This is a genomic window from Paraburkholderia sp. 32, from assembly GCF_050435345.1.
Lineage (GTDB): Bacteria > Pseudomonadota > Gammaproteobacteria > Burkholderiales > Burkholderiaceae > Paraburkholderia > Paraburkholderia tuberum.
In genome coordinates, this window is record NZ_JBNDKD010000003.1 from 3,532,484 (window position 1) to 3,543,843 (window position 11,360).

General features: G+C 58.5%; 4 protein-coding genes, 2 tRNA genes, 3 rRNA genes and 2 pseudogenes. 6 read left to right on the forward strand and 5 right to left on the reverse strand.

The annotated features are described in order from the left end of the window. Nucleotides 1-88: 88 nt before the first annotated feature. The 3 genes from OKW26_RS39135 to OKW26_RS39145 form a co-directional block, all read right to left on the reverse strand. Nucleotides 89-763, reverse strand: coding sequence for an energy-coupling factor ABC transporter permease (locus OKW26_RS39135; protein ID WP_184028785.1), 675 nt, complete (start codon nucleotides 761-763; stop codon nucleotides 89-91). Nucleotides 764-883: 120 nt separating this feature from the next. Further along, nucleotides 884-1,765 carry a response regulator transcription factor gene (locus OKW26_RS39140; protein WP_090803814.1) on the reverse strand — a complete coding sequence of 294 codons (882 nt, stop codon included), beginning with the start codon at nucleotides 1,763-1,765 and terminating at the stop codon, nucleotides 884-886. 213 nt (nucleotides 1,766-1,978) lie between these two features. Then, entirely contained in the window at nucleotides 1,979-3,193 is a 1,215-nt protein-coding gene (locus tag OKW26_RS39145; RefSeq protein WP_184028728.1) for a DUF2863 family protein, read from the reverse strand. Between the two features lie 272 nt (nucleotides 3,194-3,465). On the opposite strand from OKW26_RS39145, the gene OKW26_RS39150 reads away from it, so the two are divergent. From OKW26_RS39150 to rrf, 6 genes are all read left to right on the forward strand, one after another. Further along, nucleotides 3,466-4,581, forward strand: coding sequence for an AI-2E family transporter (locus OKW26_RS39150; protein WP_090803817.1), 1,116 nt, complete (start codon nucleotides 3,466-3,468; stop codon nucleotides 4,579-4,581). A gap of 469 nt (nucleotides 4,582-5,050) precedes the next feature. Continuing rightward, nucleotides 5,051-6,583: ribosomal RNA gene (locus tag OKW26_RS39155) — 16S ribosomal RNA — on the forward strand. 75 nt (nucleotides 6,584-6,658) lie between these two features. Beyond that, nucleotides 6,659-6,735: transfer RNA gene (locus tag OKW26_RS39160), tRNA-Ile, on the forward strand. 53 nt (nucleotides 6,736-6,788) lie between these two features. After that, nucleotides 6,789-6,864: transfer RNA gene (locus tag OKW26_RS39165), tRNA-Ala, on the forward strand. A gap of 346 nt (nucleotides 6,865-7,210) precedes the next feature. Next, nucleotides 7,211-10,092, forward strand: a 23S ribosomal RNA gene (locus OKW26_RS39170). Between the two features lie 227 nt (nucleotides 10,093-10,319). Continuing rightward, a 5S ribosomal RNA gene (gene rrf, locus OKW26_RS39175) occupies nucleotides 10,320-10,433 on the forward strand. The 16S, 23S and 5S rRNA genes sit together here with 2 tRNA genes alongside, the layout of an rRNA operon. Nucleotides 10,434-10,704: 271 nt before the next feature. Here the strand turns inward: rrf and OKW26_RS39180 are convergent. Together OKW26_RS39180 and OKW26_RS39185 are read right to left on the reverse strand one after the other, a co-directional pair. Beyond that, nucleotides 10,705-10,863: pseudogene (locus tag OKW26_RS39180) on the reverse strand (IS3 family transposase); the annotation flags it as partial. Nucleotides 10,864-10,938: 75 nt separating this feature from the next. Then, a pseudogene (locus OKW26_RS39185) lies at nucleotides 10,939-11,291 on the reverse strand (IS110 family transposase); the annotation flags it as partial. Nucleotides 11,292-11,360 lie beyond the last annotated feature (69 nt).

Genomic DNA, 11,360 nt, shown 5'->3' on the forward strand with positions numbered 1-11,360 from the left:
TTGTCCTGGCGGGGACGCCCGGAAAGTCTCCAGTGACGAGGCGCTGATTATCACAGATGCGCCGCACGCGACGTCAAAGCGCGCATTCTCAGGTGCGCGGGCCGCCCAGACGATAGCGCCGCACGTCGTAGGTGGTCACCCATGCGGGACGGTAGACCGCGATCAGCGCGGTCGCCATGCCAGTGAACCATGCTTCGCCGGTGGCGAGCAGCAGCACGCTGAGCGCGTAGCCGATCGGCACCACGGTCATCGAACCGCCGGACACGACGATATGGATGCCGAGCGCTGCCGCGGCCGTCAACGACACGGCAATGGCGGGCGAAACGAAGCCCTGGCCGAAGATGAACATGAAAAGATTGCGCGGTAGCCACGCGGTGCAGATGCGCTGGAGCAAGGTCGAGATGGCGACGGGCAGGGCTCCGTACACGAGGAACGTCAGCGCGATGCCCTGCCACGGCGCATCGAAGACGACGGCGGCCAGACCCGCGACCACCGCCATCGCGATCAGGGCGAGCCCCCAGTCGAACAGCGTGACGACGAGCGTGGCGCCGAGCAGGTGCATCACGGTGCCGTCGTCGAGCCAGGCGTTGCTCGACCACAGCACCGACACCGCGACGATTATCGCGAGCCAGACATGCTGGAGCGTGCCATCCTGAAGTCTTTTGAAAGGTTTTTTCCACAGCGCGAGCGCGATCACCATCGCAGTGGCAATCCAGCCACCGACAGCGACCCAAAACGGAAGCGGTGTGTAGAGGAAACCCATGTGTCTCATATTACTCGTTGGACGACAAAAGGTGTGAGCGGATTCCATGCCAGCCCACCCTCGACGCCGCGCGCATGCGGACGTTCCAACCCATGCGCGCGGCGTGCCCCGCGCCCCGCGTCATGCGGAACCCGGCCCGACCGACTTCCGCGCGGGCCGGCCGGGTGGGGCCTCACCGTACGACGTGGCGGGCTCCGCGGCCATCGGTAGCGCGCTGCTGGTGTCGCTGCCCGGCAACGGATACTGGAAGCGCGCACGTGTGCGGCGCCGGAGCGGAACCGGGCCAGGCTGCCCGCGGATGACCGGCCGCGCGCTGTGCTCGCCGTTGTTGCGCAGCACTTGCAAATGATTCGTGAGCCATCCGTTGTAAAGCGCGACCGCGGCGGCGCGATTGGGCGCACCAAGTTGCTGGAATATGCTCGTCAGGTGGATCTTGACCGTACCTTCGCTAATGCCGAGCGTGCGCGCGATCATCTTGTTGGTGCTGCCCATGTGCACGCAGCGCATGATCTGCTCCTGCCGCGGTGACAGCCCGCCCGAGAGTTTGTTGCGGCGGGGCGGCGGACTTTCTTCGTCGAACGTACGGATCGCGGTGTCGGTCGGCAGCGGCGGATCGATCGCCAGCGCGCCGGGCGGCACGTAGTGACCGCCGAGCAGCACCATTTCCAATGCGCGCACGATCAGGCAGGGATCGGTGTCGCGTGGAACAACGCCGAGCACACCTTCGTCCATCAGCGCGCGCACGAGCGCGGGCAAAGTCCCGTCGGTGAGCACGCTGATGCGCAGGTCCGGAAAGTGGCTGAGCAACGCGCGCACCTGCGCAACCGACATCCAGTCCTCCCAGTCGATCACGACGAGATCAGGCCGATAACGCTTGAACGGACGTTCGAGCAGACGCCATTCATCGGCTTCTGTGAAGCGTGCCAGCCGGTCGATCTGCCGCAGCAAGGCCTTGAGTCCATCACGTCGTTCTGCGTTTGAATTGAGAATCGCGAAGCGCATGCATGTCTCCAGATGTATCGGGCGAAATGGCGCGACGCATCTGTGGGACTCGTGGAGCTGACTCGATCACGGCGATGCGTCACCGTGCCTATGATGACAAATTCCCTTCGTTTTGACGGCTGTCCAAAAGGCATAAGAAATGCGGACAATCAACAAAAAAGCCCCGTGTATACGGGGCCTTTTTGCGATAAGGCAGGGATGTCGACTTCGGTGTCAATGGAAATGGGGTTGCGCGGGCTCGGCGTCTTCGGGCATTTCCGCGTGGACGATTTCGCCGAGCGGGTCCGCATACAGCGGCACGCCGCAGTCGTCGCAATATTCCGGCTCGAAGCGGCCCGCGTGGCGGCGCACATCCGTGATGCCGGTTTCCTTGAGCAGCGCGACGATTTCCTCGAGCGGTTCGTCGGAGCCGGTGATTTCCTCCGGCTCCTCGTCGATGCCCGCCTCGCCGTTTTCGCGGCCGTAGAGTGGCCACACGACACCGTAGATCACGTCGTTGCTGCCCTTGCGCGTGAAGCCGACGCGGTACTCGTCGATGCGCCGTTCGCCGAAGCCGGCGACCACCGCGCGCAGATCCTGCGGCGCCGCGCCAATAGTGTCGAAAAGATAACGCACGGCGGTACGCACGGTGTGCGGACGCACACTTTCATCGGCGTCGCGGCACGCCGAGTAGTACGCATCCGGCAGCAGACATTCGAATTCGCAGCCCGGCAGCACGACCGACAGATTCGCGCCGCCTTGGGTGGCCCATTGCTCGAGACATTGGCCGCGCTCGATGCGAGTGCCGTGCTCTTCTTCCTGCCAGCGGAACGTCGCGTCGCCGACGGGAGCGGCGACTACGGCGAGCAGAAAGCGCGGGTCCGCCAGAATCGGCGAGGTCTCCGGCAGTTCGCCGAAATTGAGCTTCGCGTTGCCGCCGCTGACCGCGGCTTGCGCAAGTTGCTGGGCGATGCGCCACGTTTCGACGTGATGGCGCGGCAACTGGTCGATGCTGAACAGGAATGGAGCCATTGCCACGCGCGTGTTGGCAGCGAGCACGTGCGCTTGCAGGTGTGCGCGCAGGGCGTCGGCGGCGTCGGACTTGAGCGGGCCGGACGGAATCACGTAGCGGGTCCAGGCGAGCACAGGCGCGGCGATCAGCAGCGCTTCGTAAGACACGCCTTCATGTTCGATCACGAACGATTCGCTGTGCGTTTCCGCCATGTCGGCCAGCGCGCCGTAGGCATCCGGATGGTTTTGCTGCAGATGGTCGAGCGCGGCGTCCAGCGTAGTCTGGTTGGCGTTGCGCACGACTTTGGCCAGCAGCGCGTCGAGCTTCGCTTCCCAGAAGCGATCTTCGGTACGGCTGCCCGACGCGAAAAGCGCGAGCGAGAGACCGACGAGCTTGTCGGCGTCGGGAGGGAGACGTTTGGTGATTCGCGAGCGCATAAATCCAGAAAAATTGGGGGCACGGAACCTTATATTCTAGTCTTTTCCAGGCAGCTATATGGATTGGCCAGCAATCTCCGGGCAATTTGGGCGCTTTCATCTCAAAAAATGCGGTCGCCACCGGCACAGTCGCAAGCGACTCGCAACACCCTGGCGGGATGGTATAAGACACCCCGGACGCCCAACTCGCTTCTATACTGACGGCGTTCAGCGGGCGCCTGACGGGCGTGTGTCATGTCATTGCCACGGTCTGGCGCAATAGGAGATTCATCGTGAAATCTGACCAACTGATCGAGCGACTTGCCGCGGTATTCGCATTGATTGTGCTCGTGGGTGGGTCGTTGCTGGTGCTGGCGCCATTTACGACCGCGCTGCTGTGGGGCGCCATCCTCAGCTACAGTTCCTGGGGACTCTACCGGCGACTCACTGGCGTGGTCGGCGGGCGGCGCAAGCTGGCCGCGACCTTGATCGTGCTGATTATTCTGGTCGTGGTGCTCGGGCCGTTCGTCTATGCGGGTTTCGCGTTCGGCGCGCATGTTCACGACATCGTTGCGCTGGTGCAAAGACTTTTCGAGTCGGGGTTGCCCGATCTGCCGCCGTGGGTGCAGCGGATCCCGCTGGTTGGTTCGAGCATCGAGGCCTTTTGGGAGCGCTTGACCAGCAGCAATTCCGAGTTGATCGCGCAATTGCACACGCTCGCCGCGCCGGCTGGGAAGTGGATTCTGGCGGCGGCGCTTGCGGTGACGCATGGGCTGGGGCTGCTGGCGTTGAGCATCGTGCTCGCGTTCTTCTTTTATACCGGTGGCGAGGGGGCGGCCGCCTGGCTGAACGCCGGCATGCGTCGAGTAGCCGGTGAGCGCGCCGAGTATCTGCTGGCGCTGGCGGGCAGCACGGTGAAGGGGGTGGTCTACGGGATTCTTGGTACGGCCCTCGTACAGGCGGTTCTCGCGGGATTCGGTTTCTGGATGGCGGGCGTACCGGCGCCGGCGTTGCTCGGGCTCGTGACGTTTTTTCTGTCGGTGGTGCCGGGCGGTCCGGTCATTGTCTGGTTGCCGGCAGCGATCTGGCTGTATCAGGGCGGGTCGACTGGATGGGCGATTTTTGTGGTCATATGGGGCCTGCTGGTAGTCGGCATGGCCGATAACGTCATCAAGCCGATCCTGATCGGCAAAAACAGTGACATGCCGTTGATTCTGGTGATGCTCGGCATCCTCGGCGGCGCGTTTGCGTTTGGTTTTCTTGGTGTTTTCATCGGCCCGACGTTGCTGGCGGTCGCTTATACCGTGCTGCATGATTGGACGATCGGCGCATCCGCTGCCCAGACGCTGGCGCCCGAAGTGAAAACCCCATCGATAGACGATCCGGGCCGTATGGGAAAGATCCCCTAAGGAAAACCCCAGGATTTCGCTTGCAAGTTCTGGCTGCGGCGACTAGAATTCCGCACTTTCGCGCTCCGGACGCCGGGGTGCGGAGAAGCGGGAAGCCTTTGATGGCGTGGGCTTCGGCGGCGTGGGCAGGTTAGGCGAGTGATAAAAACCTGTTGACGATCCGACGGAAGTTCTCCATAATCTCGCTTCTCTGCTGCAGACGCAGCGACGCAAACGAAGCAGTGCCGGGTAGTGGTGGTTCAGGCGCGGCGGGTTTGGCGGACCGATCTTTAAAAACTAACAGTCGATAAGTGTGGGCGCTTGATGCGGAATGCGGCGGCGGATTCTCCGGAGTCTGCTGTCAGGCAGAAGTATCAGAAGCCTCACACAGTATTGGAGGAAGGTTTGTCTGTCGAAAGACGGATCAATCATCGTCAGTACGTTGAGTGAGCGACCGGGTTCGAGAGAGCCCGAACACAGTAACAGGTTTGAACTGAAGAGTTTGATCCTGGCTCAGATTGAACGCTGGCGGCATGCCTTACACATGCAAGTCGAACGGCAGCACGGACTTCGGTCTGGTGGCGAGTGGCGAACGGGTGAGTAATACATCGGAACGTGTCCTGGAGTGGGGGATAGCCCGGCGAAAGCCGGATTAATACCGCATACGCTCGGGAGAGGAAAGCGGGGGATCTTTCGGGACCTCGCGCTCAAGGGGCGGCCGATGGCAGATTAGGTAGTTGGTGGGGTAAAGGCCTACCAAGCCGACGATCTGTAGCTGGTCTGAGAGGACGACCAGCCACACTGGGACTGAGACACGGCCCAGACTCCTACGGGAGGCAGCAGTGGGGAATTTTGGACAATGGGCGCAAGCCTGATCCAGCAATGCCGCGTGTGTGAAGAAGGCCTTCGGGTTGTAAAGCACTTTTGTCCGGAAAGAAAACCTCGTGGCTAATATCCGTGAGGGATGACGGTACCGGAAGAATAAGCACCGGCTAACTACGTGCCAGCAGCCGCGGTAATACGTAGGGTGCGAGCGTTAATCGGAATTACTGGGCGTAAAGCGTGCGCAGGCGGTGCTGTAAGACCGATGTGAAATCCCCGGGCTTAACCTGGGAACTGCATTGGTGACTGCAGCGCTGGAGTATGGCAGAGGGGGGTGGAATTCCACGTGTAGCAGTGAAATGCGTAGAGATGTGGAGGAACACCGATGGCGAAGGCAGCCCCCTGGGCCAATACTGACGCTCATGCACGAAAGCGTGGGGAGCAAACAGGATTAGATACCCTGGTAGTCCACGCCCTAAACGATGTCAACTGGTTGTCGGGCCTTCATTGGCTTGGTAACGTAGCTAACGCGTGAAGTTGACCGCCTGGGGAGTACGGTCGCAAGATTAAAACTCAAAGGAATTGACGGGGACCCGCACAAGCGGTGGATGATGTGGATTAATTCGATGCAACGCGAAAAACCTTACCTACCCTTGACATGTATGGAATCCTGCCGAGAGGCGGGAGTGCCCGAAAGGGAGCCATAACACAGGTGCTGCATGGCTGTCGTCAGCTCGTGTCGTGAGATGTTGGGTTAAGTCCCGCAACGAGCGCAACCCTTGTCCCTAGTTGCTACGCAAGAGCACTCCAGGGAGACTGCCGGTGACAAACCGGAGGAAGGTGGGGATGACGTCAAGTCCTCATGGCCCTTATGGGTAGGGCTTCACACGTCATACAATGGTCGGAACAGAGGGTTGCCAAGCCGCGAGGTGGAGCCAATCCCAGAAAACCGATCGTAGTCCGGATCGCACTCTGCAACTCGGGTGCGTGAAGCTGGAATCGCTAGTAATCGCGGATCAGCATGCCGCGGTGAATACGTTCCCGGGTCTTGTACACACCGCCCGTCACACCATGGGAGTGGGTTTTACCAGAAGTGGCTAGTCTAACCGCAAGGAGGACGGTCACCACGGTAGGATTCATGACTGGGGTGAAGTCGTAACAAGGTAGCCGTATCGGAAGGTGCGGCTGGATCACCTCCTTTCCAGAGCTGTGCATTCATTGCACTCAAGTGCTCACGCTTATCGGCTGTGGTTAGAAGAAACGCAGACAGGCTCAGGGGTCTGTAGCTCAGCCGGTTAGAGCACCGTCTTGATAAGGCGGGGGTCGATGGTTCGAATCCATCCAGACCCACCAGTGTCTTGTCTGGTGAGCTGAAGGGCTGGGGCCGCTGGAGTATCTGTGGGACTGGGGGATTAGCTCAGCTGGGAGAGCACCTGCTTTGCAAGCAGGGGGTCGTCGGTTCGATCCCGTCATCCTCCACCAATCCTCAATGCGCAGGGTTCTGCATGAAGGCAGAGCGTTGCGCATTGGCGATTGAGCCAGTCAGAGCGGTATGAGGCACAGGCTTCATACCGGCTGCCGTTCTTTAACAATCAGGAAGAAGTAGTAAAGAGATTCACGAAAGCATACCTGGAGATGGGTGTGTGAGTAGGTGAATCAGGGTTGTGATTGTATCGATGTATTTTAAAGGTGATCGAGAGATCGCTTTGGAATACGGCGCAACACGAATACTCAACCTGTAGCGAGTGCGTCTATCCCCTCCGGGGATGGGACTCACGTAAGCGCTAAAGCGCTAACGTGGGTCGACACAGAGACACACCCGTTATAGGGTCAAGCGAACAAGTGCATGTGGTGGATGCCTTGGCGATCACAGGCGATGAAGGACGCGGTAGCCTGCGAAAAGCTCCGGGGAGCTGGCAAACGAGCATTGATCCGGAGATGTCCGAATGGGGAAACCCACTCCTAATGGAGTATCCGTAGCTGAATCCATAGGCTGCGTGAGGCGAACGCGGTGAACTGAAACATCTAAGTAACCGCAGGAAAAGAAATCAACCGAGATTCCCAGAGTAGTGGCGAGCGAAATGGGATCAGCCGGTACACGTTATCTGTATTGTTAGTCGAACGCTCTGGAAAGTGCGGCCATAGCAGGTGATAGCCCTGTAGACGAAAACAGCATGGAAGAACTGGGTGTACGAGAAGTAGGGCGGGACACGTGAAATCCTGTCTGAAGATGGGGGGACCATCCTCCAAGGCTAAATACTCGTGATCGACCGATAGTGAACCAGTACCGTGAGGGAAAGGCGAAAAGAACCCCGGGAGGGGAGTGAAACAGATCCTGAAACCGCATGCATACAAACAGTCGGAGCCTCTGCGAAGGGGTGACGGCGTACCTTTTGTATAATGGGTCAGCGACTTACATTCAGTGGCGAGCTTAACCGATTAGGGCAGGCGTAGCGAAAGCGAGTCCGAACAGGGCGTCCAGTCGCTGGGTGTAGACCCGAAACCAGGTGATCTATCCATGGCCAGGTTGAAGGCACGGTAACACGTGCTGGAGGACCGAACCCACTAACGTTGAAAAGTTAGGGGATGAGCTGTGGATAGGGGTGAAAGGCTAAACAAACCTGGAAATAGCTGGTTCTCTCCGAAAACTATTTAGGTAGTGCCTCGTGTCTCACCTTCGGGGGTAGAGCACTGTCATGGTTGTGGGGTCCATTGCGGATTACTACGCCATAGCAAACTCCGAATACCGAAGAGTGCAATCACGGGAGACAGACATCGGGTGCTAACGTCCGGTGTCAAGAGGGAAACAACCCAGACCGCCAGCTAAGGTCCCCAAATATGGCTAAGTGGGAAACGAAGTGGGAAGGCTAAAACAGTCAGGAGGTTGGCTTAGAAGCAGCCACCCTTTAAAGAAAGCGTAATAGCTCACTGATCGAGTCGTCCTGCGCGGAAGATGTAACGGGGCTAAGCCATATACCGAAGCTGCGGATGCACAGTAATGTGCATGGTAGGAGAGCGTTCCGTAAGCCTGCGAAGGTGCACTGGAAAGTGTGCTGGAGGTATCGGAAGTGCGAATGCTGACATGAGTAGCGATAAAGGGGGTGAAAGGCCCCCTCGCCGTAAGCCCAAGGTTTCCTACGCAACGTTCATCGGCGTAGGGTGAGTCGGCCCCTAAGGCGAGGCAGAAATGCGTAGCTGATGGGAAGCAGATTAATATTTCTGCACCATTGTGAAATGCGATGGGGGGACGGATCGCGGAAGGTTGTCCGGGTGTTGGAAGTCCCGGTCCTTGCATTGGAGAAGGCGCTTTGGCAAATCCGGGCGCAGAATTCAAGGGTGCGAGGCGAGCCACTTCGGTGGCGAAGCAACTGGAAGGGGTTCCAGGAAAAGCCTCTAAGCTTCAGTTTCACAGTGACCGTACCGCAAACCGACACAGGTGGGCGAGATGAGTATTCTAAGGCGCTTGAGAGAACTCGGGAGAAGGAACTCGGCAAATTGGTACCGTAACTTCGGGATAAGGTACGCCCTCATAGCCTGACTGGCCTGCGCCAGAAGGGTGAAAGGGTTGCAATAAACTGGTGGCTGCGACTGTTTAATAAAAACACAGCACTCTGCAAACACGAAAGTGGACGTATAGGGTGTGACGCCTGCCCGGTGCCGGAAGATTAAATGATGGGGTGCAAGCTCCTGATTGAAGTCCCGGTAAACGGCGGCCGTAACTATAACGGTCCTAAGGTAGCGAAATTCCTTGTCGGGTAAGTTCCGACCTGCACGAATGGCGTAACGATGGCCACACTGTCTCCTCCCGAGACTCAGCGAAGTTGAAGTGTTTGTGATGATGCAATCTCCCCGCGGCTAGACGGAAAGACCCCATGAACCTTTACTGCAGCTTTGCATTGGACTTTGAACCGGTCTGTGTAGGATAGGTGGGAGGCTATGAAGTTGGGACGCCAGTCTCAATGGAGCCGTCCTTGAAATACCACCCTGATCTGTTTGAGGTTCTAACCTTGGCCCGTGATCCGGGTCGGGGACAGTGCATGGTAGGCAGTTTGACTGGGGCGGTCTCCTCCCAAAGTGTAACGGAGGAGTACGAAGGTACGCTAGGTACGGTCGGAAATCGTGCTGATAGTGCAATGGCATAAGCGTGCTTGACTGTGAGACTGACAAGTCGAACAGGTGCGAAAGCAGGTCATAGTGATCCGGTGGTTCTGTATGGAAGGGCCATCGCTCAACGGATAAAAGGTACTCTGGGGATAACAGGCTGATACCGCCCAAGAGTTCATATCGACGGCGGTGTTTGGCACCTCGATGTCGGCTCATCTCATCCTGGGGCTGTAGCCGGTCCCAAGGGTATGGCTGTTCGCCATTTAAAGAGGTACGTGAGCTGGGTTTAAAACGTCGTGAGACAGTTTGGTCCCTATCTGCCGTGGGCGCTGGATATTTGAAGGGGGCTGCTCCTAGTACGAGAGGACCGGAGTGGACGAACCTCTGGTGTACCGGTTGTCACGCCAGTGGCATCGCCGGGTAGCTATGTTCGGAAGAGATAACCGCTGAAAGCATCTAAGCGGGAAACTCGCCTTAAGATGAGATATCCCCGGGGCTTCGAGCCCCTTGAAGGGTCGTTCAAGACCAGGACGTTGATAGGTCAGGTGTGCACGTACAGTAATGTACTGAGCTAACTGATACTAATTGCCCGTAAGGCTTGATCCTATAACAGGTGTGTCTCGACCCGCGGTAGTGCTTCAGCACTTACGCGGGTCCGATCCCCGAAGGGGATTGGTGTGAACTCCCGCGGGAGCTCACAGAAACGCCCGGTTGGGATTCAGTGTTGTGCCAGAAACAACACAACCCTCCCCACTCGAATCCTTTACGCTTCTTCCCGATTGGCTGTGGCGCAACCGGTTGACTCCAGCCCTGCGACGCAGCAACCCGTCATGCCTGATGACCATAGCGAGTCGGTCCCACCCCTTCCCATCCCGAACAGGACCGTGAAACGACTCCACGCCGATGATAGTGCGGATTGCCCGTGTGAAAGTAGGTAATCGTCAGGCTCCCCCCCAGTCAGAAACCCCACCCGCCGCGGTGGGGTTTCTGCGTTTACGCGGCCCAAATCAACAGCAACATGCTCGACCGGGCACGAACAATAAGCGTGGTCGGACGCCGTTGCCAGCCACTGCCAAAAGTAGCCTGTTGATCGACGCGTTTTTGCGCATACGACCTGCGCACAAACAAGCGTCTAGCGCGTCCCGAGCGCTGCTCGGTGGCGTTCCCGCGCTCAACGCTAGCCTCCCGCACGTATCTAAGGACACAAGGATGTAGTGGTCAAGTTATTTCGGACAGGCTAATAGGTTCTTTTACTGTCGGTTTTGCCTCGTAGGCAACGGGCGACAGATAGCCCAAAGTCGAATGCAAGCGTACTGCGTTGTAAAAACCGACGATGTACTGGTTGATGTCGCGCCGTGCTTCATCGTGGTTGGCGTACTGACCGGTGAAAGACGATCAACGGGTTCAGCAGAAACTCGCCGCCTGAAGTCCCTGCTCATCAAGTTGCCTATACACCGATTGCTGCTCGATGCTCTTGACCGGCACGAAACGCATGTTCGGCCGCGCGACTGCCTCGCAGATTGCCTCAGCATCCGCCGCGTCATTCTTGTTCGTCTTGACGTACGGTTTGACAAACTGCGGTGCAATCAGTCGGACCGTATGGCCCATGGCCTGCAGCTTGCGGGCCCAATAGTGCGCGCTGGCGCACGCTTCGATCCCGATCACGCAGCGGGGAGGTTGGCGAAGAAGTCCGCAACGTGATTTCGCTTGAGCACTTTCTTCAGCACCGTTCGACCATGCTCATTTACACCATGGACGGCAAAAACGTTCTTCGCCAGATCGATGCCAACTGTCGTAATCTTCACGATGGGCGCTCCCCTCGGTCAGGTGGTTGCTTCGACACATCCACTTTGGCACATTGATGCCGCTTCGGG